Source organism: Mesorhizobium sp. ES1-4, assembly GCF_020164745.1.
GTDB lineage: Bacteria > Pseudomonadota > Alphaproteobacteria > Rhizobiales > Rhizobiaceae > Mesorhizobium.
In genome coordinates, this window is record NZ_JAIUGV010000027.1 from 22525 (window position 1) to 46835 (window position 24311).

A 24311-nucleotide genomic window follows, 5' to 3' on the forward strand; every position below is an offset into this window, starting at 1 on the left:
ACGACGACAGAGGCGGTCCGTCGGGCGCCCGCTGATCAAGGGTTTGTTTTCAGCGATGGGATGGTCGCGGGGCTTACGCTCCTAAGGACGACCTTAAGAGCCCAGCCTCGCTACCGTGCCATGATCGCGCAAGGCGGCCCTCGCCGGAGGCGTACCCGAGGATCGCCCCTGACCAACAAGGAAAAGCCGGATCGACGCGGTCATGTATCCTCTAAGAGTTGTCATGACGCTTACCTCCTTCAGGTTGTGTGCGTCAAGTTCTGCAAAATGGGGCGGCCACGATGCTGGTCATGCGGCTTGGCGTAGAGCGAGCTTCTTGTGCTCGCGCAGATCGTCCATGTTGATGTAGCGGTTGGCCTCCATCCAGTTCTCGTTGGTCTCGCAGCCAGCGCCCTGACGAGGCGCAGGCAGCTTTCATTGGGGAAGATGCGCATGACATTGGTGCGCCGGCGGATTTCCTCATTGTGCCGTTCAAGCATGTTGGTGCTCTTGAGATGCTTGTGATGCTGGCGCGGCAGGCAAAAGAAGGTCAGCGTGCGCTCGATGGTCTCCTCCACCCAACTCGTCAGTCGCGGATAGCGGCCCGACCATTTGGACAGCCATGCGGCGAGATCGGCCTTGGCCTCGGCGAGATCGCGCCGGTCATTAGAGCCAGCGCAAGTCCTGCAGGCAGTCGGCGCCGTGCTTTCTCGGCAGGTGATCGAGCGCGTTCCTGAGGAAGTGGACGTAGCAGCGCTGCCAGGCGGCTTCGGGGATCACCTCGCCGATCGCCGCGACCAGGCCGGCATGATTGGCGGAGACAACCAGCTCGACGCCCTTGGGGCTGCGCGCCTTCAGCGCGACGAGGAAATCCCTCCAGGCCGAGCGGCTTTCGCGATTGGCCATCTCGACGGCCAGGATCTGGCGCCGGCCGTCCCAGTCGATGCCGACAGCGATCAGCACCGCCTGGCTCATGACGACGCCGGCCTCACGCACCTTCTCTTAGCGCGCATCGAGGATGAGGTAAGGAAACGGCTCTTGAAGGGGGCGCCTGGCAAAGGCAGCGAGGCTCTCGTCCAGCCGCTTGTTGATGGCCGAGATCGACGAGGCCGAGAACGCATGGCCGCACAGCTCTTCCGTGATCGCCTTGACCTTGCGGGTCGACACGCCCTGCACATACATCTCCGCAAGCGTCGCCACCAAGGCCCGCTCCGAACGCTGGTAACGCTCGAGAAGCTCGGTCGAGAAGCGGCCGGCCCGGTCCTGCGGAACCCGCAGCTCAAGCTTGCCGACCCGCGTGACAAGGGTGCGGCCGTAATAACCCGAGCGGTAGCCGAGCCGCTCAGGTGTGCGCTCGCTCTTCGAAGCCCCCAGCGCCTCGTCCATCTCGGCCTCGAGTACCTCCTGCATCACCGCACGGATCACTTCGTGAAGTCCGTCCGGGTCCGAAAGCAGAATGTCTTTGATGGCAGCGCTGCCGGTCTTACTTTCAATCTTGGTCATGGTGGCGTTCCTTCGCGGGAATCGGTGACGTGAACAATCACCAGCCTGCCATGACCGCCCTCTCTCAGCGAATTTGCAGAACTGTCAGCACACACCCTCCTTCATCACAAACCCAACCGAACAACTGGGCAGGTGTTCCAAAAAACGCCGAGTTCCAATAAGGACTCAGGTCCTGGTCCGCTATTGTCACCCCTTCCAAGTCGATGTGTTCGTCACAAATCTTGCGCAATTGAGAAAGGTCGCCCGGGCGTACAACTCTGATTTCCACAGTATTCTCCTGCTTCTCGTTCCGGCACACGTCAGGGGATTTGCTTGCGCAGTTGCCTGATGTGGCAGGTGAGCCAGCCCGCATATTGGCCGTCGTATTGTGGGCCGCGACGCTCACATGTGCGCACCCGATGAAGTGTAGATGTGTTTGTTTCAGGCAATGAGGCGCGTCTTGTGAGCACCGCCACGGTGGACCTGAAATCGCCTCACAGACGCTTGCCCACTGAACACGTCCCCGCCATGACCGGGGACGTGTTAAGGCACATTGCCTTCAGCCTCTGCAGAGGTCAGCGGTCTTGCTGCCGTCCGCAGGTTGTCTTTGCCGTAGCCGTATTTGCCGAATACTGCCATCATTTCGCCAGAGCCAACATAGTCCTGCATACGGCATTGAACGCGTCGACCGCAGCCTGCTCGTTGAGCTCGAAGGCGATAGCAGGATAGTTGGCTGGCGCGATGAACGAATCGGCCAGCTCAAGGCTGTGGTCCTTCTTAACAAGTCCAGTCGCTGTAAAGTAGTCGAGGGCACCGGCGGCGGCGCGACAGCCTGTCCGCCGGCGGTCCGGCGACCTGCATGATTTTGTCGTCGGCGATGCCTGACTTTTTCGCGTCCTGGACCGCGGTGTAGCCTGTATCACTGACGAAGGTGAGTCCCTTGTCACGCACATCCTCATAAGAATGCAGCCCTTCCGGGTTGCCCTTAGGCACCAGCAGTGCGCCTCTCTCCGTAGCGATCGGTTCGCTGAACAGCACGTTGCGGCAGCGCTCCGGCTTGATCCACATGCCGGCCGTGATGAAGTCGAAGCGGCTAGCCTGCAGGCCGGGGACAAGTGAGCCCCATTCGGTTACGACCGGCTCGATTCTATTCTCGTGTTTTTGCGCGACGCACGCAAATGCCAGACAATCCGATCCCCAAATTAATTCCCAGCACCGCAGGTTATTTGGTGTCCGCTTTTTCAACGAGACGCTCCATGAGCGTGCTGTAGGCGACAAAACCGGTGTGAGACCAGAAGGTCTTGCGGCCAGGATTGGTCTCCAGCACGTCGAGGAAAATCCTTGATTTGTTGTGGAAACGAGACCGAATAAGCAGCTCAAGGGTCCTGCAGCCAATCTCCGAACGTCGGTGTTGGCAGCTGACGTAGAATTGCCTCAAAAAGACGCGTTGCCCACTCGGCTCCGCATTGTCTGGCTCCAAACGATGAGTGGCGAGGCCCACAATCTCGCCGTTCTGGCTGAAGAGGTCGACCATCCAAATTTCGCGATTCACCAACTGAATAAACCGCTCCTTGAGTTCTGAAACCGTCATCGGGGTTTCGATGCTTCTCGGCCTCGATCAACTCGCGGTTCAACATTGCCAACTTGTCGAAATCTTCGGCGGCAGCTCTGCGAATCTCAATTGTCTCTGAAGCACTGTGATCCTCTCCTGACCCATGCGACCCACGCAGCGGGCTAGGCAATGCGCTCCTACATGTCCGTGGTGGGTAAAGCCCGTCCGCAGCCAAAAATCCTATGATTAGAGTTGTTCTCGATGACCTCCGATACGGATTCTCTCGCCGGGCTTATTTCGATTTGGTCGAGGTCATTGAATCCTGCATCGCCCGACAGCCGCGCCGTCGGTAGGGATCAGCAAGCGTTCAATTTCCAGATGGTGGCTGCGAGAGGCGGATACCAACGTTTCTCGTCTGAACGTAGCCGTCCAGCGCTTCCTGACCCTTCTCCCTGCCGTAGCCGGACTGGTTTATCCCACCGAACGGTGTTTCCACCCCGCCCACATACCACCCATTCACGTACACTTGACCGGCCCAAAGGCGGTCGGCGGTCCAGAGGGCCCGGTCAATATCCCGCGTGAACACGCCCGCTGCCAGACCGTGAACGGTGTCGTTCGCGAGATTGACGGCCATTCCCGGATTATCGAACGTGGTAACGGCAAGAACAGGACCGAATACTTCTTGCTGGAAGAGATTGCTGTCTCGCGCGACATCGGCAAACACCGTGGCCGCCATAAAGTAACCGCTCCGCTCCGAAAGCGCAGTCCCGCCGGTTACGAGTCGCGCGCCCTGCGAGAGGGCCGTCTGGCAGGCCCGCTCAACTCCTTGTCGTTGGTTTCGGGAGATCAACGGGGTGATGTCGCAGTTTTCGCGTCCTGGACCGACCGACAGTCCTTCGACGCAGACCCTCACTCTTTCCACCAGTTTGTCTGCAATAGAACGTTCCACAATAAGACGTGTAAGGTTGTTGCAATTCTGGCCTGCATTCAGAAAGGTCCCGACGCGTACCGCTTCCACAACGCAGTCGAGGTCGGCATCGGAATACACAACTGCAGCCGACTTTCCGCCCAGTTCCATTATGCAGGGCACGATCCGATCCGCTGCCGTCTTGAGCACCGTCCGCCCAGTAGTAATCGAGCCCGTGAAGACGATGTGGCGAACGTCGGGATGTTCGATCAGCGCCTGGCCTGCCGTTTGGCCGTATCCAGTGAGCACGTTGACCGCTCCGGCAGGCAGCCCCGCTGTCTCACAGGCACGCGCAAGTTCAACTCCGGAAAGGGGAGCTAGTTCCGGCGACTTCACCACGACTGAGTTGCCGGTTGCGATGGCGCAGGCCAGCGAGCGGGCCGTCAGTTCAAGTGGACCATTCCACGGAACGATCTGGGCGGACACGCCGAAGGGACTTCTGACTGTGTAGTTGACCAGGTTGGCCCCGCGCGGGATCGAGCGCCCTTCAAGTTTGTCGGCCAAGCCACCATAGTATCGCAGGTATCTGATGGCGGTCTGAACCTCGCCATCGGCAAGTTCCAATGCCTTCCCCGTCTCCGCGCAGTTAATGGCTGCGATCTCGTCGAAACGCGCTTCAAGGGCGTCGGCAACGCGAAACAACATGCGACCGCGATCATACGGATGCATGTCTATCAGCACGCGGTCGCGAAAAACGCGGTGAGCAGCAGTAACGGCAAGCTCGATGTCTTGGGGTCCTGCTTCAGCTACGACAGCAATCGTTTCGGCGCTCGCCGGGTCATCGACCTCGATGCGTGTGCCGGACACAGAATCCCGCCACTCGCCATCGATATAATTTTTGACTACGTCGTTGCTGGCCATCCAGTCCTCTTTCTTATCGCTCGATTTTCTTCGAATTGGCGCAGCGACAGTGGTCGGCGCCGCAGGAAGAACGGCAACCGTGGTATCGGTCCGGCAGTGAAAGCCCTAGTCTGCCGTTCAGCCGCTCCGAGTTCGCCCACTGCCACATGCCACGGAACGGCCTTCCCGTTCCGTGACTGCGAGCGGCCCGATTTTGGACCTGCTAGTGGCCCGGTGCTTTGTCGGCTAGCGAGCCGCGCCTCCACCGTCGAGGGTAGTCGCTACTGCGCCAATGCTGTCGCGAATGATGGACAGACCACGCCGAAGGTCAGCCTCGGCGATGGTGAGGGCAGTCATGAACTTAAGCACCTCACCGTATGAGCCGGCGATCTCGATCACCAAGCCCCGACGAAAAGCCTCCTGGGAGACCAGACCTGGCAAGGAGTGGTGCTTCGGTGAAACGAGTCCGTACATCAGACCGCGGCCTCGCACGCTCAGGCCGAGGGTGGGGAATTCCTCGGTAATCGCGTTGAGTTCTTGGACCAAGATCGCAGACTTGCGAGCGATCTCATCCTCGAACTTGGAGTCGGACCAGTAAGCTTCGAGGGCCGCACGAGCAGTGACGAAAGCATAGTTGTTGCCTCTGAAGGTCCCGGTGTGTGCGCCCGGGGCCCAGACATCAAGTTCAGGCTTGATGAGAATAAGGGCCATTGGGGTTCCGATCGCCGACAAAGATTTGGACAGGGTAACGATGTCCGGCACAATTGCAGCCGCTTCGAAACTGAAGAAACTGCCCGCGCGACCGACCCCGGCCTGGATGTCATCGAGGATCATCAAGATTCCGTGCCGCGACGTTAGCTCGCGCAGCCGTTGCAGCCAAGTAACGCTCGCAGCATTGATGCCGCCTTCACCTTGGATCCCTTCCAGGATCACCGCGGCAGGTTTGTCGAGGCCACTGTTGGGGTCATTGAGAAGCTTTTCGAAGTAATCGATTGTGTCAACTGACGCCCCCAGGTAGCCTTCGTATGGCAACGATGTCACATGGGCGAGGGGAAACCCGGCAGCGGCCCGGTGCTCCTTGTTTCCCATCGCTGCCAATGCTCCAGCGCTTTCCCCATGGAACGAGTTGGTAAACGAGACGATGTTCGATCTCCCGGTCACCTGGCGAGCCAGTTTTAGACTCGCTTCGACCGCGTTCGTACCTGTGGGGCCGGGAAACTGTAATTTGTATGTCAGACCACGAGGCTTGAGAATGTATCGCTCGAAAGCTTCGATGAAGGCTTTCTTGGCCGTCGTGGCAAGGTCCAGCCCATGCACAATTCCGTCGCGCTCGATATAATCCAGCAGCGCCTTCTTGATGACGGGGTTGTTGTGCCCATAATTCAAAACGCCTGCACCGGCGAAAAAGTCGAGATATTCCCGACCGTCTGCAGCGATGAGAGTGGTCCCGACTCCGCGATCGAATAGGGCGGGGAAGGCGCGGACGTAGCTGCGCACCTCAGACTCCAGGCGATTGAAAACCGCGAGACCTGCATCCATTTCAGGTGCGAATTGCTTGCTCATAGGCGAACTCCTCAATCTGAAGCCTGCAAAGCCAGGCCTCTTCTGCTTTATGAAGTGGCGTGTAGGTGCCGTTGTGAGACAATAGCGCGCTACATTGGGCGCCTTGCGCAAATTCTGAGCGGCGGGATGCAGTAATTATGCGAAATTGCCGGCAGGTTGCATAAGGCCGGCGGTTTGTGTGGCTGCGGTGACGATTTTTCCCAACCACCTCAAGACGGCTGCATTTGATGCAGCAACCGGGGCAGGCGAACCTAGCGCTCGATTCCCTATACACAGATGAGACTCTTGGCAGCGTGAGCCAACGAATGGAAGCCGAAGCGCGGAAATAGAGGTCCCCCCTATCATCATCGTCCAGTCGGCTTAGCGTTTAAGTTCCGAGACGTTTCCTCGGCCGAACTGGGCGCAAGGCCTCGGCTTTTGACCGTCGGCTGCCATTGTCAGTTGGGCGATGGTGGACAGCACTCTTCGGCCAATGGCTATAACTGACGTCGAGGACGATAGCCGACTTTGGTCCCATGCCTGGCCTGATCGTTTGGGCTTCCGTCTGCGCGGGGTTGAGGCTACAGTCGAGTGCATATCGCAGTTTTTCTGCGCAAATTGCAGCTATTCCGGAGAATGACCATGGAATTGGATCGGATAGATCTGAAAATCTTAAGCGCTGTTCAGCGCAACAATCGCCAAACAACGGAAGAATTGGGCCAACTGGCCGGTATATCGCCCACGGCCTGTCAGCGGCGATTGAAGCAGTTGCGACAAATTGGCGTAATTGAGGCTGATGTTGCAATCGTGTCGCCTGAGGCGGTGGGCAGGTCCCTGATGATGCTGGTCTTGGTCGACATTGAGCGCTATCGTTCCGACGTCATCGATCGCTTCAAGCAGTCTCTACAGAAGGCGCCTGAAGTAATGAGCGCGTATGCGGTCACCGGTAACGCCGATTTCGTTCTCCTTCTCTCCGTGCGTGACTTGGCAGAGTACGACGCATTCTCGAGGCGTTTCTTCTTTGATAGCCCGGCTGTTAGAAATTACAGCACGATGATTGTGATGGATCGCACGAAGGTAACCTTGGCGGTGCCAATCGATGTATAGAACGCGCAATCTTACGCGCATTCAACAACTGGTTGATCCGATTCACCGATGACTGGCGCAAGGGTCAGCCGCCTTGCCCGCCGGCCATGATTGGGACGGGAGTTTTCGTACCGCTAAAGCGGCGATGGAGCGCAAGGCGAAGCATCATTCTGCTCCTTACAACGGCCTCGTCAGCGCGATGCTGCAAAAGCACTTCTGGACCTACCGGGCTGCATTCTGATGTATCTCGCGATAGGTTTGTCCCCTTCAGTCGCGATGCGCTTTGTCCACTTAAGTCACGACGCTCCGGCATCGCCTTCAGCCCTGATGGACTGCTGGCAAGGTCATGTTTAAACGTTCCGCCCCGTTGGGAGGCCGCCATAATGCGAATCTCTTAAGAATGCGCTGATTTCCTGCGTCCTGCAAGATAATTGCGCGTTTTTGCTTGCTCGCCGTCTGCTAGATTTTTGCCCGACTCAGACATTTGCGAGTTTGCGTGGTTTTCGATTATATCGTCGTGGGTGGTGGCTCCTCTGGATGCGTGATGGCGAGCAGGCTCTCCGCCTATGGCGCTCGCGTGCTGCTCATTGAAGCTGGCCCTGATACGCCGCCGAATGCCATTCCTGACGACATCCAGGATGGCGACCCAACGCGTGCTTACCTTAATCCCGGTTATCGATGGCAGTCACTCCACGCGACAACGGTGCGAGGTGGCCGCAAGCCTGTCCATTACGAACAGGCGCGCGTCATGGGTGGCGGCTCCAGCATCAATGCCCAAGTCGCCAACCGCGGCGGGCCCGGAGATTACGATGAGTGGGCCTCAAGCGGTGCAACGGGCTGGGGTTGGGAAGACGTGCTGCCCTACTTCCGTCGTCTAGAATGCGATTTGGATTTCGGCGGGGAATTTCATGGCACGAACGGCCCCTTGCCAATCAAACGTGTGCGCCAATCAGACTGGTCGGGCTTCATCCGGGCAATCTCCGATGCTTACGATGCTTTGGGGCTTCATTTCAGGCCAGACTTCAATGGTGCATTCGGTGATGGCTATTCAGTTGTCCCATTGACCAACCGCAATGGTCATCGGGTCTCCTCCGCGATGGCGTACTTACCCGAAACCGTCCGCTCTCGCCGCAATCTAACGATTTTATCCGAAACGACAGTTGCGCGGCTGACCTTTTTGGGAACAACGGTAACGGGGGTCGAGACGGAGAACAAATCGGGCGTGCAATCGTATAGCGCTTCTTGCGTTATCCTGTGCGCAGGAGCACTCCATTCACCCGCCATATTGATGCGCTCCGGGATCGGCCCCGCGAAGGAATTAGTACAATTCGGAATCCCTATCGTTGCAGATTTGAAAGGTGTGGGCCAGAATCTTCAGGAACACCCCACGATTTGCGTTTCGGCCTATTTGAAGCCGGCCGATCGCTTGTCACCCGGCGTGAGCGAATATATTCAGATGCACGCCCGCTACTCGTCGGGTTACGAAGGCTGCCCGTCGACCGATATGGCAATATCGACTGTTGCCAAATCATCCTGGCACCCGCTGGGGAGGCGCCTCGGCACTCTCGCCGTGTGGGTCAATCGCAGCTACTCGACGGGAACTGTGGCGCTCAAGGGTAGTTCGCATAAAATAGAGCCGGAGGTCGATTTCAACTGGTTGAGCGACAAGCGGGACGCCGAGCGCCTCAAGCAGGGCTTTCGCTTCATAGTCCGCCTGCTGCAGCAAGATTCGCTGTCCTCTGTGGCGCTGGACCCGTTTCCGTCAGCGTTGAATGCGCGAGCGAAGCTGGTGAGCAAGGTCACAAGCACAAACTATGCACTCACGTCATTTCTGGCGCTGCTCATGGACGCGTCGCCGCGGCTGCGCCGTGGGCTGATTAGGCGCGTCATAACGGATGGGGATAGCATTTCCGATCTCGTCAACGACGAGAAACATCTGGATCGGTATATTCGCCAGAACGTCATCCCAAGTTGGCATCCGACGTCGACCTGCAGGATGGGGGCAGCCGCGGATCCTGGCGCTGTGACCGATCCGTCGGGACGCGTTCATGGTATTTTGGGTTTGAGGATCGCCGACGCTTCCGTCATGCCATTTTGCCCTCGGGCGAACACAAACATTCCGACGATTATGGTGGCTGAGAAATTGGCCGACACAACCTTGAGAGACGGCAGACGGAGCTAGGCCAGGCGGCATGTACATTCTGCCGGAGCGCTGCCGCAATGTGGTGTTCACCGAGCCGCTTGCTAAGTTCACCGAAGCCCTGCTCATGCCGAATGGCAATCCCAAAAGACCAGCACTCCTTTGACGATATTCGTGATAAGGGCCTAACGCTGGTCACCACCGCCGGTTCCGACACGGTCACGACCGCCAAAGACGCGGGCATTCCGGAGGATCGTGTCATGCAGGTCGCCGGCCAGGCCGAATTCTTGCAGGCAGTGAAGGTCGGCCGCGCGGCGGCGGGGTCGCTAAACTACTTCACGGTAAGGAGCTCGCTGACAAGGTCGACAGCGTTGAAATGGCAGATCCGTTCACCCCGCCGGCTGGGAAGGCCGGCTACCCAAGTCTCGCCTTCCTGCCCAATCAGCAGGCGGTCGATGCCTTCAACGAGGTATTGAATACTTATATCGGCTCCGACCAAATGATGCAGTCGGTCAAAATACGGCTACACCAAAATCAATCTGCCGGACGGCACCAAGACCGGCGACCTGTGCAAGGGTTGAAATCTTGCGGGGAATGCCACCCATGCACCTAAAAGGCTCCCGGCCGCAGTGGCTGGGCGACGACAGAGCAAAGTGACAAGACGCGAGGCTCCGGGGTGCCGATTTCCGGTATTCAGACGAGATAGTTCGGCAACGTGGCATGTGAGGCTGCTACGCTCAGGAGTGAGCAATGGCAGTCCATCTCGCATGTCGCAATGCCGACCTGATGCCCCTCCTTTTGCCGAGGAACCGATGATCACCAAGCATCGCGTATCGGTTGATGGTGTCGAGACATCGTACTGCGAGAACGGAGCTGGTAGGCCGATTGTTTTCCTGCAGGGGGCGGGCTTCCGTGCAGAGGCTAAGAGTTCCTTTGTTCGGCAGCTGAACGGGCTATCCGATCAATTTACGGTAGTAGCGATTGATCAACTCCATTTTGGGGGAACGGATTATCCTGCTGACTGCAAATACATTAACCGGCTCGGTCGTGTGAATCATGTAATTAGCTTCCTCCAACAACTGGGTTTGAAGCAGATCACGCTAGTCGGCCATTCAGAAGGATCATTCGTCGACGCGCGGGTCGCGATCGTGCGTCCCGATCTTGTTTCTAAGCTTGTCCTGCTGACCGCTAACTCCGTGTCGCCGGCGTTCGGAGATGACCGTGACGAAGCTTGGCTGGAGGCCTGCCGGCAGGCTTACGGCTGTTCCGGCCCGATGCCGAGCGAAGAGGAATACATCACCGCACGGCGGAAAAGCTGCCGCGCCCACGGGCAGGATGTGGAATGCGCCGAGCGAGAAGCCTATCGGCGGGCCGCGGCTCGGGGACAATGGGAGATCTGGCAGAGATTGCCGGAAGACGAGACAAACCTGCATCGTTATCCACTGCTGCAGCAGAAGTATATCTTCCCCTACCTTGATCAGCTTCAGGCCCAGACGTTGATCATCTGGTCCAAGAACGACCCTACCGCGACGCCGGAGCAAGGGATCAACCTGGCGAAGCTGATCAGGAATTCAGATTTCCATCTGCTCAATAATGCCGGCGATTCCGTCCAGGTTGATCCGGAGCGAAGCCGTGAACAGACTCATCCGTCAATGGCACGAATGATCAACTGTGACGGGAACAATGCTCGGGCCAGCGTCTCCGAGGCGAATCTCTCAGCGGCGTGTCGCATACGACGAACTTGTGCCCTGCCATGGCAACAAGGGCATAGCCCAGGCGGTGGCGCCCATCCAACCGGGCAGGGCAGGAGTCATGCAAGACGTGGTGTGCCTCAGTTGGCCATACCACAGCTCGCGATTGTTCACTTCCAACGAACCACGGGGATGACGGAAATGTGCGTATGCACCCAAAAATCACCGAATTTCTGCGAATAACTTGCATTTCTCGCACAAAGCACCACAGCTGCGCTGCTACGCTCACGAAGCATGCACAAGTGGCGTAGCAAAGGATCGACTGGAGGAATCTATACCTAAGTGGGGACCCTGCAGCTCACACGATGATGGGAACCGCCGGACTACAAGCTCAACAAATGATGCAATGGTCTTTTCCCGAGGCATATCGGGAGACCATCGGCGATGCGAAAACGGAGGACTAACCAGTGGTCAAGTGGAAACTCGACGAATGCTTTAAGGCTGCAATCTTGAAGAGGATTGCCGCGCTCGGCCTGGCGGCGATGACAATCTCGTCCTTTGCCGGTTCGGCCTCGGCGGAGTCGCTGCTCGATAAGATTAAGAACGGAGAAACGATCCGTCTTGGCTTCACCAATGAGCCTCCCAGTGCCTATCCTGGTGCGAACAACGAGCCGCTTGGCCTGGTCAATGTGATGACACTGGACGTTCTGAGAAAGATGGGAACGACCAAAATCGAGCCGGTCGTAACCGATTGGGGTTCCCTTGTCCCGGGCCTCCAGGCTGGTCGCTTTGACATCATCACGGGCGGCATGTGGATTAAGCCGGAGCGGTGCCGCAACGTCCTGTTCAGCGAACCGATCGCATCGAGCAATGATTCGATGATCGTGCCGAAGGGCAATCCGGAAGCGCTGCATTCCCTCCATGACGCTCAGAAGAAGGGGCTTACCCTGGCCATCATGACGGGTACCACCGCAGTCGAGCAGGCGAAGAAATTAGGTTTCCCTGACGACAAGGTTATGCAGGTCGCCGGACCGCCCGAGGTCGTACAGGCTGTAAAGGCCGGCCGCGCCGCTGCCGGCTCGCTCTATAGTCTGAACGCGACGACTCTTGCCGAGCAGGATCCCAGCATTGAGGTGGCTGACCCGTATACCCCGCCGGGACCGAATGAACATCCCGCCATAGCCTTCCCGCTCAGCGAACAGGCTGCGGTAGACGCGTTCAATGCTGTGTTGAAAGACTATATTGGCTCTGACGAAATGATGGCCGCGGTCGGCAAATATGGTTACACCAAACGCGATCTCCCGGATGGCAGCAAGACCGCTGATCTTTGCAAGGGCTGAAGCTATGCGTCTGACCGCTCCCCGGCCCTTGGCCGGTAGGCGGTCAGTGGGGAGGGCATATGAGTAAGGTCGATCTCAGCTTTATCTTTGCCGTGCTCACCAAGGGCGTCATGACTACGGTCATCGTCACTCTTGGCGCCTGCGTCGTAGCGATCGTCCTTGGGCTTTTCGTGGGCCTGACCCGAGTCTCTCCCCGTCGGCAGTTGCGCTGGTTCAGTATCGCCTACATCGAATTCTTCCGCGGGACGTCCATGCTGGTTCAGCTCTACTGGTGGTTCTTTGTATTGCCGATTTTCGGTATTTTCCTGTCGCCGTGGACTGTCGGAATTTTGGGGATCGGAATGAATGCCTCTGGCTACGCAGCCGAGTATGTCCGCGCCGCCATTCAGGCCGTTGATAGGGGCCAGTATGAGGCATCTACAGCGCTCAATTTTTCGCGGCTCACCATGATGCGGCGTATTATCCTCCCACAGGCAATGCGCGCCATGCTGCCGACCTGGGGTAACATGCTCATCGATGTGCTTAAGGGTAGCTCGCTCGTCTTCTTCATCACCATTCCCGAATTTACTAGCGCCGCCAAGCAGGCGGCCGACGCAACTGGCGATTATATGCTGTTCTTTGCGGTTGCACTATTCGGTTATTACATCATCGCGCGCGCCCTCATCACTCCTTTCGTGCGCTGGCTGGAACGCCGCGTCTCGCGCGGTTTCGTTCGGGAGCAGGTGGCTTGAAGATCTGGGATTGGTCTTACGTATGGGAGGCTTTCCCATATCTCTATCAGGGAGCGATCGTCACCATTGAGGCTACGCTGCTCGGGTTTGCGATCGCGCTGATATTGGGTCTTGTCTTCGCGATGATTCGCCAGTCGCCAAACCGCTACGTCTCGACCACCATGGCGGAGATCGTGGAGTTTATCCGTTCAACGCCCTTGCTGCTGCAGTTGTTCTTTGTCTATTTCGTTGGTCCGCAGATCGGAATCTTCATTCCTGCCTGGACGGCGGGAGTTGGCGTGCTGGGGATCCACTATGCAGCCTATTGTTCCGAAGTCTTCCGCGGCGGCATCGAGAATGTGGATGGCGGCCAGTGGGAGGCCTGTACGGCACTAAACCTTTCGCGAACGCGGACCTGGCGAACAATCATTCTGCCGCAGGCGATCCCGCCCATGGTGCCAGCTCTGGGCAATTACTTCATCGGCATGTTCAAGGACACGCCGGTCCTGGCGGCAATCTCGATCTTCGAGATGCTGCAGCAGGCGAAAAATTTCGGGGGCAATAACTATCGATACATAGAAGCGATCACTATGTGCGGCTTCTTCTACTACGTGTTCAGCTTGGTTGCTTCCGCTATCGTGCAGTCGGTCCGCGTCTGGCTCAACCGCCGCTACCATCTGCAATAGGGAGGCCTTATACTATGAGCGAATTTGTGCTTCGCTTCGAGGACGATCTCACGAAGCGCCCTAGGGCATCAGCCAGGCGGGACGAGCTTGACCTCGATATCAGGCGCAGCGAAAAAGTCATGAACGAACCCATAGTTCGCTTCGAGAACGTCACAAAGCGCTACGGCGCGTTGACGGTGCTGGACGAACTCAATCTCGAGATCGCACGCAACGAGAAGGTGTCCATCATTGGTCCGTCCGGCTCGGGCAAGACCACCGTTCTGCGCATGCTGATGACGCTTGAGCACATCAACGGGGGGGTGATATGGGTCGACGGTGAACCGTTGACGCATACGCAGAAGAACGGCCAAATAGTGCCGGCGAGCGAGCGTCATCTCCGTCGCGTGCGTGCCAAGATCGGTATGGTGTTCCAGCACTTTAACCTGTTCCCGCATATGACTGCTCTGCAGAACTGCATGGAGGCGCCGATCTCCGTCCTTGGGCTCTCGAAGAAGGAGGCGGAGGCCCGAGCGGCAGAGCTGCTCGACTTGGTGGGCCTCGGCGACAAGAAGAACCATTTCCCGATCCAGCTTTCCGGGGGCCAGAAGCAACGCGTGGCGATCGCTCGGGCGTTGGCCATGCGGCCCAAGGTGATGCTGTTTGACGAGGTGACATCAGCGCTTGACCCGGAACTGGTTGGAGAGGTGCTCAACGTCATCCGCAAGCTCAGCGCCGAACATGACCTCACAATGCTGATGGTCACGCACCAGATGGGCTTTGCCAAGGAGTTCTCCGATCGCGTGTGCTTCTTTTCTGGCGGTAAGATTGTCGAGCAAGGCCCGCCCAGCCAGCTTTTAGGCAATCCGCAAAACGAGCGAACGCAGCAGTTTCTCAATGCGGTGCTGGAGACGAGGTGAGTTGCGGGTTGTGCCGCTAGTTGAGTTATCCCGTGGGTGGCTTCCGGGCAGGAACTGGTCCGTTCGGAGCAGGCTGCCCTGCGACGAACCTACGCGCGGTTTTTCAGGGCCGGGTTGATGTCGAGGTTACTGCCCCAGTTCATTCAGGACTGCATAACTAGGATCGTCCGGTCCAAGCCCCAGATTGGTCGAGTTAGGTAAATAGCGCTGCCCGTTCGGCAGTTGCGAGCTTGAAGATCTGATGTGCGTTCAATCTGCCATTCAGGGCATCTGGGCTCTGGAAAGTGCCCTAACACGATTGTCTGACGGCGGACGCAAACCCGGTATCCTACAGGCCCGGGGAGGGTCGCACAAGCGTTCTGCGGTTTCCCAGTTTTTACGGCTTTCATGCGAATGCACCAAAACAATGCCGACTTACTGCGCCTGGAAAGGCATGTTTCTCTGAAACAGCCGTTTCGACGCTGTTAAATTCGTGCATTCAGAGAGAACCTGTATCGCGCAGGTGATGGGCATTTGCTGCCGAAATCACCATCTTAGCTGCTTCCAGAAGAAGGATGCTTCCGTGACAACTCAACAAAGGGCCCTCGGAATTATTGGGCTGGAGATCGGACTTCCGCCTCGTGAATTTCCGCCACCGCAACCGGAGTCGGTCTTCAACCCGGCAACTTTCGACTTCCCAATTATAATAGAGACCGCGGCCGGGGCTTTGGAGGAGAGGGTCATTCCCGGTGATGCTTCTCTCGAGCCGGCCTACATTGCAGCTGCCAGGCGGTTGGTCGAGCGCGGAGCAGTCGCGATAACCGGGGACTGCGGGTTCAGTATCCGGTACCAGGCTGCAGTGGCCGCGTCTGTCGAAGTCCCGGTGGCCATGTCGAGCCTGCTACTGGCGCCCACGCTACTCCGGCAGCTTCCAGCTGACGCAAAGCTCGCCGTTGTGGCCGCAGACTCAAGACACTGCGGCAAAGAGCTGCTGGGCATAGATTCATCCGCAGAGGCAAGAGTAGTCATCGGCGGCATTGAAGGTGACGCGTGGCCGGCTGGTGTTGTTGAAATGGAGTCGGAGGTTGCAGCCTGTGTCGCGCGACTTGGCGCCGCACATCCGGGGATTGCCGCCCTCCTATTTGAATGTACATTGTTCCCGATGGTGACGTCAGCAATCCGTCGTAGGACAGGACTGCCCATCTATGACGCCGCGACCCTTTATCGGATGACATTCGCGTCCGTGGCTTGACCGCTTGGAGGCCACTATCCCAAAATATGAGCTCATGTCTGGTATGAGTTGCGGCTCGTTATTGTAACACACGTCCGCATCTTGTCGAATACTCTGTCGAGACTGGATCCTCGATTTCCGAGGTCAGGACGCGGTGCCTGAGATGCAGGTTGGATTTTTGGAACTCGTGCTGGTCGACCGTGATCCAGACGCTAAGCGGCGACCGACTTCGGCCGGAGTTGAAGCAGGGCGATCAAGGGCCACAAAAATCACTTCAGCCACCTGAGCAGGAGGGAGAAGTTGTATCCGGCGGCGGCCAGGACGGCGTTGAGGGCGTCGCCCTGCTGGCCGGCGAGGTAGTTGCGGCCCATGCGGTGTTCGTTCTTGATGTGGCCGATATGACGCTTGCCAGCGTGTGGCCGTCATAGGGATTGCCGGGCAGCGCTTTTGCATGCAGGGCGAACTGGCCGCCCTTGGAGCGCTTCAGCGTGGTGGCCACCGACACCTTCACACCGAACTCGTAGGGCATATGCGCCTTGCCCTTGCCAATGCATTCCACCTCGTGCGCGTGCAGGCTGTAGATCTTGCGGCCGCGCTGGCGCTGGCGTTGCTAGAGAACGGTGGCGGCCTGGTAGAACGGCCATTTGAAGAGCGCGTCCAGCCCCGCATCGCCGGCGATCTGGCGAGAAATGTCGCGAATGGTCCGGCCGAGATAGGTCTTGAGCCTGCGCAGCGCCTTGTTGGCCCGCTTGAACTGCTTGGCGTGGGCATAGCGCTGGTGGCTGATCAGCGCCAGCTGATAGCTCTGGCGCAAATGGAGCTCCTTCCCTCTTGGCCAGCCGCACCAGCCGTTCGCGCGCCCGGTTGATGAGCTTGGCGTCGGTCGGGAACATGACGTTCTTCGGCTGCACGGTTGTGTCGACGATCACCTGGCGCGTGTCGGCCGGCTTCATCGCCCCGGTCTTGACCGCAAGGCTGAGGCTCTCCTGCAACAGCGCCACGATCCGCTCCTCGCCCATGCGGCTGCGCCAGCGCGTCATCGACGAGAGGTCGAACGGCAGCGTATGGCAAAAGAACGTCTCGCCGGTGAGATACTGGAAGTAAGGGTTCTCCACCCAGCGCTCGCACAGCACCTCATCCGACAGGTTGAAGGTGTGCTTGAGGATCGCCAGCCCCGCCATCAGCCGGGTCGGCAGCGGCGGCATGCCGGGGCCGTCCGAATAGACGGCGCCGAAACGCTCCTCCAGCACCGGCCGGTCGATCGCCTGCTTCATGTTGATGATCTGATCGAGCCTGGAGCGGAACAGGTCCTGCTCTCCCGTCTCGCGTGGCTTGGACATTCGCCGTCCCCTCGATTCGCCGCCGCCGAACCGAGTGAATCACGCTCCGCAGCACAAGGGAATCGCAAAACCGAATTGCAGGAAAACAGCGTCCAAATACCGCTAATCCTGCAATTCAAAAGACGCTATCCGCCTCAATCAAAAGGCCAGATCAATGGCTTGCGGATAGTTCACGGTCGACGAGCTGGCGGCCACGCATCAGGCTGGAGATCCATCAGCGTTTACATCGTTTTTCAACGGGCGGCTCAAGCTCCGTGTTGTTGCGCGGCGCGCAGCTTGTCGAACGCCTCTTAGACCGTCGTGTGCCGGAAGAGGATATCCTCTGGAATTTCGGCATCGACATTCCGACATCACACATCCGTGATAAAGGCGTTTGCGGCTCGACGGGACCCTCCAACCCGAGGTCGCGAACAGAACCTGAATGACTGCCTCGTTTGCTATATGCGAATTGTCCGTGGGCGCCGCCAGGAGCTGGAACCGGCCAATCGACTTTAATTCTGGCTAGCTGTGCCCAGAATCGAGAAAAACGCCGGATTCATGCAGGCACAGCGGCCAATTTGCAGGAACCACCCCCCTGGGCACTGCTACTTATCTGGAATGAGGGGACTGTGGAGCTTCCGTCAAAAGGAAGCCAGATGTTCCGGGTTGAGGCCGTAGATCATCGTGGTCGTGTGAACATGAAGTGATGATAAAGCCGGCAAACAGGGAGGATAAAATGAGCCAATACTCATATAATCGTCGTGCGCTTATGAAGGCAATGCTGGCGATTTCGGCGACCCCTTGGGGGATTAACTCGAGGGCGTTCGCCTCGTCGTGCGACGATCGCATCCTGCGAATCGGCGGACTGGGTGGAGGCCCTGATTCGATGAACCCCTTCGCCACTTGGGGCTCCTTTTGGCCCTTGGCTATTTGCTATGATTTCTTGGTCTGCATAGACGCCCAGCGATACGACGATCGAAAGGGCTTTGCCCAATCTTGGTCCGTCGCCGACGACAACCTCACTTGGACCTTCAAGATCTGGCCCGGCATGAAGTGGTCGGACGGCCAGCCTGCTACCGCTAGGGACGCGGCGTTCACTTATAGTTATTTGCACGATTCCATAGGCAAGCCCGACGAGCTAAACGTCGGGTGGAACAGCACCAGCGGTCTTGAGAACGTCGAGTCCATCAAAGCGTTCGACGACGAGACTTTGCAGATCGTGACCAAGTTCCCCGCGACCTGGCCAATAGACAATATCATAATGATCGTTCCCGAGCACATTTGGAAGGACATCAGCTATGCTGACGCACGCGTAACCTTCCGCAACGATCCGCCTTTGGTGGGTACGGGACCTATGATCGTTTCGGAGTTTCACCAGGGCCAGTTTACACGCCTGACGCCGAACCCCTATTTCCGTACGGGGAAGCCCCAAATCGCGGGGGTGATCCTGCGGTCCTTCGATGCCGCCGATCCGATTGCGCAAGGTCTTAAGAGCGGGGAACTCGATTATGGCAACTACCTGACGTCCGCCCAGTGGGCTGATCTCTCGAAGGATCCCGACATTGTAGTCGGTGAATCCCGCATAGCTCAGAAAACCTATCTCGCCTTCAACACCGCTTCGGGAGATGGCGCAGGTAGCACCAAGGCTCTGCAGGATCCGGCGTTTCGCGATGCGCTCGGCTACGCGATCGATCAGAAGGCCATCGTCGATCGAGCCATGCGCGGACACGCCGACCCTGGTGTCGGACTCGCAATGCCGGTGGCGGCCGATTACTATTCAGATCTGAACGACATCAGGCGCCACTTCGATCTCGCCGAAGCCAACCGCCGGCTTGACGCCGCAGGGTACCGGGACACGAACGGCGATGGCATTCGGGAGGACAAGGACGGGAAGAGTTTCCAGCTAGAGCTGGTGTCTGGACCTTCAGCAAATATAGAGATGCCGGTCGCGGCAGTGCAGTTTATCGCTGGCTGGTTGGAGCAAATCGGTATCCCTGTATCGGTGACTCGGCTCGACTCCGGTGCGCTGAGCGCCCGCGCCGCAGCTCCGGCGAAAGGCGGCGGAGGGTGGGATCTGCTCATTTCCGATACCTGGCAAGGCCCAACACCTAAAGACCTGCTCATCTTCGGCAGCAGCAATTCCATCGGCATCAAGAACAAGGCGTACTGGACGAATGCGGAGTTCGACAAACTGTTCGCGGAGGTGCAGGTCACCGTTGACCTCAAGAAAAACCAAAAGCTGGTCGACCAGGCAGCGCGACTAATTTATACTGAAGCGCCTTACATCGTACTATGTTACCCCACCCTGCTCGAAGCCCACCGGAGGGATTGCTTCGAGGGTTGGGGAAAGCAAGGCATCATGTCGATGGACAGCTACTTCCCATTCGATCGCTTGAAGCCGGTGCCCGCGCCGTGAACGGAGGGGGAGGGAGCCGTCACATCCTGCGCATCATCGTCAGGGCCTCTATAACCCTCCTGATGGTGGCAGTCCTGAACTTCATCCTATTCCGAGTTATTCCAGGTGACCCTGCATCTCTTTTGCTTGGCGGGGCGCGCGTCAGCGTCACCGCCGAGCAGATTGAGGCGCAGAACCAACGTTGGGGCCTTGACCGGCCGCTGTTCCCGGACCAGGCGGTCGACTACCTGTCGGCAACACTCCGCGGCGATTTCGGCTACAGCTTCAAGTTCAGGGGCAGGCATGTCGCAGACCTGATAGCGGAACGCCTGCCGGACACCATAGTCCTAGTCGGGGTTGCTCAGATAATGGCAATCGTTATTGGGGTGATGCTTGGGATCTACGCAGGCTGGCGCCGGGGAGGAGCCGGCGACCGTATCGCAACCGGAGCCTCTCTGGCGCTCTATTCTACGCCGGCTTTCTGGCTCGGCATGATCCTGGTGGTAATCTTCAGCACGGCATTGGGTTGGCTCCCGGGCTATGGTGCATACTCGCCCGGCCTGATCACGGGCTCTCTTGGTTCGTTCCTCGACTACCTGCAACATCTCACGCTTCCCGCCACTGCGGTGGCGCTTGGGCTAATCGGCCAGTACGTCGTCGTCGCTCGTGCCGCAATGAGTGACGTACTCACCGAGGATTACATGGTAACCGCACGGGCGAAAGGGCTGACCAACGGTCAAATGCTGATGCGTCATGCATTTCGCAATGCAATGCTACCGGTCGTGACCTTGATCACCCTCAATATTGGCTATGTGGTCGCCGGGGCCATCACTGTCGAAGCCGTTTTCGCCTGGCCGGGTATCGGCGGGCTGACGGTGGAAGCACTCAACGCACGGGACTACCCAGTCCTTCAAGGCATATTCCTGTTGCTTGGCGTTTCAATTGTTCTCGCAAACCTCGTAGCCGATCTTGCCTACAGCCTTCTAGATCCGAGGGTCCGACAATGAGCGACAATATTGTTCGATATTGCCCGCGAGGCCGGGCGCGCGCAATAAAAGGCTTTCTGCGTCAATTTCTCAGCTATGGCGGTGCTCAGGTGGGCCTCGTATGTCTGGTATTCTTTCTTGTTGTGGGAGCGGTCCCCAATATTCTGGCGGGACCGCTCCAGACTGCGATCAATGCAACTGGCGATTTCCTCGCACCCCCATCAGGCGAGCATCTGCTCGGCACGGACGAAATCGGGCGGGACGTGCTCAATCTGGTCCTCCATGGTGCCCGGATCTCGCTTACGATTGCGCTACTCGCGACTGTGATCAGCCTCGTCGTTGGGACTACAATCGGTACGACCGCTGGCTACTATGGTGGCAGGGTCGACGTCTGGCTGATGCGCTTGACAGACTTCTTTTTTGTCATGCCGTCCTTCGTGCTGGCGCTGGTCATTACACCCGTGGTTCTCGAGGTGATGGGGCGCGGTGGAGAAATCCTGGGCTTCCGTCCTTCTCTTTTCGTGATCATTGTCGTTATAGGCATGACAAGCTGGTCCTTTGTTGCACGTATCGTCCGGAGTCAGACACTGTCGCTTAAGGAGCGACCATTCATTGATCGTGCGCGCGTTGCGGGTAGCAGTAATTTCGGCATCATGGTGCGGCACATCCTCCCCAATCTCGTGCCGCAAATCGCAGCCAATGGTGCGCTGGTGGTCGCCAGCGCAATCTATGTCGAGACATCGCTCTCATTCCTTGGACTCGGGGACCCGTTGCAGCCTTCATGGGGCACTTTGCTTTCGCTCGCTCAGCGCGCCGGCGCGGCCAGTGCTGGAGCCTGGTGGTACCTCGGCGCCCCAGGACTGTGCGTACTCACGGTTTCGCTTAGCTTCGTCCTGATTGGCAGTGCCCTTGACGACACGTTCAATCCACGGCGGAGGGTGATCCCATGACCAGCTCCTCCCAGGACAAAACACCGCTTCTGGAAATAGACCGGCTCTCTGTCGATTATGGGCTCAAGGGCGTTTCATTGCGAGCAATCGACGGCGTAAGCTTCGCGCTCCGAGCCGGAGAGGCCGTGGGCCTCGTCGGAGAATCGGGCAGTGGCAAGACCACGACCGCGATGGCGATCGCTGGTCTACTATCACCCAACGCGCGGGTCAGCGGCGGCCAAGTGCGCTATCGTGGCAACCGACTGCCGATCGACGATGATGCGGCGATGCGGCCACATCGCTGGAGCGAAACGTCCGTTGTCTTCCAGGGCGCGATGAACGCACTTAATCCTGTTCACCGCATTATCAAGCAGATCGCCGAGCCATGCATGCTGAAGCTCGGCATGTCGCGGGGCGAGGCGACCAAGCGGGGAAGTGAGTTGCTTCAACTGGTCGGCATCCCGGCGGATCGTGGTTCCGCCTACCCTCACGAGTTGTCGGGCGGAATGCGACAAAGGGTGATGATTGCCATGGCGCTCGCGTGTCGACCTTCGATTATCATTGGTGACGAGCCCACCACAGCGCTCGACGTCATCACTCAGGCTCAGATCCTTAACCTGCTAGGCGACTTGCGATCGCAGTTGAGCCTCGCCCTGATTTTGATCACCCACGACCTTTCTGTGGTGGCTAAGTGTTGTGATCGCGTAATGATCATGTACGCGGGCCGCATCGTCGAGGATGGCACTGTCGCCGAGATTTTCGCCCAGCCCAAACATCCCTACACCCGACAGCTGATCGAATCGATCCCGAACCCAGCGAGCGGCAAAAAGATGATCCGGCCAATACCGGGTGATCCTCCCAACTTGGTGAATCGACCCTCGGGCTGCGCTTTCCATCCGCGTTGCCCGTCGGTCATGGGGGGGTGCGCGACCGAAGTCCCCAGCCTCAATAAGTTCGGGCGGGGACGTGTCGCCTGTCACCTTCACCGGTCCTTGACGCAAGAAGACAAGGTCGCTGTTCATGCCTGACACTGCCGGCATCCTGCGTCTCGAGAGCCTGCAAGTTCATTTTCCTATCCAGGGCGGTCTGTTCGACCGTGTCCTGGGCCGATCTGTCGGCGCCATGCGCGCGGTAGACGGGATCGACCTCAACGTCGGGCGGGGCGAGATCGTCGCCCTGGTCGGCGAATCGGGAAGCGGCAAGACCACTGTGGGCCGCGTCATCACCAAGCTTGCCAAGCCGACTGGCGGCAGAATGCTGTTCGAAGGCCGCGACATGAGGTCGGTAGAGGGCTTCTCGGCTCTACGTCCGTACCGGCGTCGCGTGCAAATGATCTTCCAGGACGCTTATCAGGCCCTCAATCCGCGACACACCGTGTTCGACATCGTGGCGGAGCCGTTGCAGTCCCTGCGGCTGGTCGGTAACGCCACTCAACTCGCCGACCGGGTGAGTGAAGCGCTTGCGGCCGCTGGGCTCAATCCTCCCGGCGATTTCTTCGCCCGCTTCCCGCACGAGCTATCCGGCGGGCAGCGCCAGCGCGTCGTGATTGCAGGAGCGCTTGCCGTCCGGCCGGAACTCATCGTTGCTGATGAACCTGTATCGATGCTCGATGTCTCGATACGCGCTCAGATTCTTCAGGTCCTGGTTGACTTGCGCGACAGGCACAACATGGCGCTGCTGTTCATCACCCACGATTTGCCCCTTGCCTGGCTGATCGCCGACCGGATTGCGGTCTTGTATCTTGGAAAATTGGTCGAGATTGGTAGCGCCGACGAGATCACATTCAACCCTCGCCATCCGTATACCGTCGCCTTGCGCAACGCCACACCGCAGATTGGCGGCAACGCAGGTCGCGCCGAGTTGCCGGCCCTGCAGGGCGAGGTTCCAAGTGCCGCGCGCGTGCCGAAGGGCTGCCGTTTCCATCCTCGTTGCCCGCTTGCCTTCGACCGTTGCAAAGCTGAGGAGCCGCCGGCGATCGAAGTTGGACCACAGCACCTGTCAGCCTGCTGGCTCGCTAAGTGAAAGGCATGCAATCAGCGCCACCCCAATGAGCGTATTCCATCTGGTATTGCACAGGCAGGTGGGCTGGAACACCACCATGCAGATAGAATGCTGAGACCCGTCGAAATTGGCCACTCCATCTTGAATCAGTCTCAATGTCTGGGAGGCACTCTGAAGTGTGTAATGAACTAGGCCCGATTAAACCGCCAACGCCGCGATACGAAGTGGTTTTGCAGACCGGCTTGCGCGTTCCAATGCGGGACGGCGTTGAGCTCGCCACGGACCTGTATCGGCCTATTGGTTACACTGGGGAACTCGGGTCAATCCTTATCCGAACTCCATACGGTAAGACGCCCTATCGCTGTCCGGTTGAGCCTCGCCACAAAGTGGCAAGAATGTTTGCTGGACAAGGGTTCGCTGTACTTGTGCAGGAGCGTCGTGGCGTCTTCGATTCCGGCGGCGTATACGCTAGGGAACATATAGGGGACGACGGTTATGACACGCTGTCCTGGATTTCGCAGCAGCCATGGTCGAATGGACGCGTGGGCACATATGGGTGC

At 58.4% G+C, this 24311-nt stretch carries 18 protein-coding genes and 2 pseudogenes; 14 read left to right on the forward strand and 6 right to left on the reverse strand.

Going from position 1 to position 24311, the window contains the following annotated elements; genetic code table 11:
* Positions 1–288: 288 nt before the first annotated feature.
* The 5 genes and pseudogenes from LB556_RS30010 to ectB all read right to left on the reverse strand — a co-directional run bounded on the left by LB556_RS30010 (position 289) and on the right by ectB (position 6383).
* Positions 289–1482: pseudogene (locus LB556_RS30010) on the reverse strand (IS256 family transposase).
* Positions 1483–2238: 756 nt separating this feature from the next.
* Complete coding sequence (locus LB556_RS30015) at positions 2239–2706, reverse strand: transporter substrate-binding domain-containing protein (protein ID WP_224571101.1); 468 nt, start codon at positions 2704–2706, stop codon at positions 2239–2241.
* Positions 2684–3052 (reverse strand): GNAT family N-acetyltransferase, encoded by a 369-nt coding sequence (locus tag LB556_RS30020; RefSeq protein WP_063169352.1) that lies wholly within the window; start codon positions 3050–3052, stop codon positions 2684–2686. Before LB556_RS30020 ends, LB556_RS30015 begins: the two co-directional genes overlap by 23 nt.
* Before the next feature lie 328 nt (positions 3053–3380).
* Positions 3381–4841, reverse strand: coding sequence for an aldehyde dehydrogenase family protein (locus LB556_RS30025; protein WP_063169351.1), 1461 nt, complete (start codon positions 4839–4841; stop codon positions 3381–3383).
* A gap of 225 nt (positions 4842–5066) precedes the next feature.
* Positions 5067–6383 carry a diaminobutyrate--2-oxoglutarate transaminase gene (gene ectB / locus LB556_RS30030; protein ID WP_063169350.1) on the reverse strand — a complete coding sequence of 439 codons (1317 nt, stop codon included), beginning with the start codon at positions 6381–6383 and terminating at the stop codon, positions 5067–5069.
* A gap of 621 nt (positions 6384–7004) precedes the next feature.
* On the opposite strand from ectB, the gene LB556_RS30035 reads away from it, so the two are divergent.
* The 8 genes from LB556_RS30035 (at position 7005) to LB556_RS30070 (ending at position 16142) form a co-directional block, all read left to right on the forward strand.
* On the forward strand, positions 7005–7469 hold the full coding sequence (locus LB556_RS30035) for an Lrp/AsnC family transcriptional regulator (RefSeq protein WP_063169349.1): 465 nt from the start codon (positions 7005–7007) through the stop codon (positions 7467–7469).
* 475 nt (positions 7470–7944) lie between these two features.
* On the forward strand, positions 7945–9630 hold the full coding sequence (locus LB556_RS30040) for a GMC family oxidoreductase (protein ID WP_063169348.1): 1686 nt from the start codon (positions 7945–7947) through the stop codon (positions 9628–9630).
* Between the two features lie 770 nt (positions 9631–10400).
* Positions 10401–11522 (forward strand): alpha/beta fold hydrolase, encoded by a 1122-nt coding sequence (locus LB556_RS30045; protein WP_063169347.1) that lies wholly within the window; start codon positions 10401–10403, stop codon positions 11520–11522.
* Between the two features lie 224 nt (positions 11523–11746).
* The gene (gene ehuB / locus LB556_RS30050) at positions 11747–12619 is read left to right on the forward strand and encodes an ectoine/hydroxyectoine ABC transporter substrate-binding protein EhuB (RefSeq protein ID WP_082826582.1); all 873 of its coding nucleotides are present in this window, start codon (positions 11747–11749) and stop codon (positions 12617–12619) included.
* A gap of 59 nt (positions 12620–12678) precedes the next feature.
* Entirely contained in the window at positions 12679–13350 is a 672-nt protein-coding gene (ehuC, locus tag LB556_RS30055; protein ID WP_063169346.1) for an ectoine/hydroxyectoine ABC transporter permease subunit EhuC, read from the forward strand.
* Positions 13347–14015: an ectoine/hydroxyectoine ABC transporter permease subunit EhuD gene (gene ehuD, locus LB556_RS30060; RefSeq protein WP_063169345.1), complete on the forward strand. Its 669-nt coding sequence runs from the start codon at positions 13347–13349 to the stop codon at positions 14013–14015. The genes ehuC and ehuD overlap by 4 nt, the downstream gene beginning before the upstream one ends.
* Positions 14016–14134: 119 nt before the next feature.
* On the forward strand, positions 14135–14911 hold the full coding sequence (ehuA, locus tag LB556_RS30065; protein ID WP_063170381.1) for an ectoine/hydroxyectoine ABC transporter ATP-binding protein EhuA: 777 nt from the start codon (positions 14135–14137) through the stop codon (positions 14909–14911).
* A gap of 562 nt (positions 14912–15473) precedes the next feature.
* Positions 15474–16142, forward strand: coding sequence for a hypothetical protein (locus LB556_RS30070; RefSeq protein WP_176477193.1), 669 nt, complete (start codon positions 15474–15476; stop codon positions 16140–16142).
* A 248-nt stretch (positions 16143–16390) separates the two neighbouring features.
* On the opposite strand, the pseudogene LB556_RS30075 reads toward LB556_RS30070, so the two are convergent.
* Positions 16391–17461 (reverse strand): annotated as a pseudogene (locus LB556_RS30075) (IS5 family transposase).
* A gap of 715 nt (positions 17462–18176) precedes the next feature.
* On the opposite strand from LB556_RS30075, the gene LB556_RS30080 reads away from it, so the two are divergent.
* The 6 genes from LB556_RS30080 to LB556_RS32125 all read left to right on the forward strand — a co-directional run.
* A complete protein-coding gene (locus LB556_RS30080; RefSeq protein ID WP_063170379.1) occupies positions 18177–19856 on the forward strand; it encodes an ABC transporter substrate-binding protein in 1680 nt (559 codons plus the stop codon).
* The gene (locus LB556_RS30085) at positions 19853–20842 is read left to right on the forward strand and encodes an ABC transporter permease (RefSeq protein ID WP_063169344.1); all 990 of its coding nucleotides are present in this window, start codon (positions 19853–19855) and stop codon (positions 20840–20842) included. The genes LB556_RS30080 and LB556_RS30085 overlap by 4 nt, the downstream gene beginning before the upstream one ends.
* Complete coding sequence (locus tag LB556_RS30090; RefSeq protein ID WP_063169343.1) at positions 20839–21771, forward strand: ABC transporter permease; 933 nt, start codon at positions 20839–20841, stop codon at positions 21769–21771. Before LB556_RS30085 ends, LB556_RS30090 begins: the two co-directional genes overlap by 4 nt.
* Positions 21768–22778, forward strand: coding sequence for an ABC transporter ATP-binding protein (locus tag LB556_RS30095; RefSeq protein WP_063169342.1), 1011 nt, complete (start codon positions 21768–21770; stop codon positions 22776–22778). Before LB556_RS30090 ends, LB556_RS30095 begins: the two co-directional genes overlap by 4 nt.
* Entirely contained in the window at positions 22771–23772 is a 1002-nt protein-coding gene (locus LB556_RS30100; protein WP_063169341.1) for an ABC transporter ATP-binding protein, read from the forward strand. Before LB556_RS30095 ends, LB556_RS30100 begins: the two co-directional genes overlap by 8 nt.
* Positions 23773–24005: 233 nt before the next feature.
* Positions 24006–24311: CocE/NonD family hydrolase (locus LB556_RS32125; protein WP_224571103.1), on the forward strand; the 306-nt coding region annotated here is incomplete at its 3' end.

Coding starts and splice junctions, on each gene's coding strand:
- LB556_RS30045 (WP_063169347.1), top strand. CDS start 10,401: ATGATCACCAAGCATCGCGTATCGGTTGATGGTGTCGAGACATCGTAC.
- ectB (WP_063169350.1), bottom strand. CDS start 6,383: ATGAGCAAGCAATTCGCACCTGAAATGGATGCAGGTCTCGCGGTTTTC.
- LB556_RS30090 (WP_063169343.1), top strand. CDS start 20,839: ATGAGCGACAATATTGTTCGATATTGCCCGCGAGGCCGGGCGCGCGCA.
- ehuA (WP_063170381.1), top strand. CDS start 14,135: ATGAACGAACCCATAGTTCGCTTCGAGAACGTCACAAAGCGCTACGGC.
- LB556_RS30095 (WP_063169342.1), top strand. CDS start 21,768: ATGACCAGCTCCTCCCAGGACAAAACACCGCTTCTGGAAATAGACCGG.
- LB556_RS30020 (WP_063169352.1), bottom strand. CDS start 3,052: ATGACGGTTTCAGAACTCAAGGAGCGGTTTATTCAGTTGGTGAATCGC.
- LB556_RS30025 (WP_063169351.1), bottom strand. CDS start 4,841: ATGGCCAGCAACGACGTAGTCAAAAATTATATCGATGGCGAGTGGCGG.
- LB556_RS30080 (WP_063170379.1), top strand. CDS start 18,177: ATGAGCCAATACTCATATAATCGTCGTGCGCTTATGAAGGCAATGCTG.
- ehuC (WP_063169346.1), top strand. CDS start 12,679: ATGAGTAAGGTCGATCTCAGCTTTATCTTTGCCGTGCTCACCAAGGGC.
- LB556_RS30035 (WP_063169349.1), top strand. CDS start 7,005: ATGGAATTGGATCGGATAGATCTGAAAATCTTAAGCGCTGTTCAGCGC.
- LB556_RS30100 (WP_063169341.1), top strand. CDS start 22,771: ATGCCTGACACTGCCGGCATCCTGCGTCTCGAGAGCCTGCAAGTTCAT.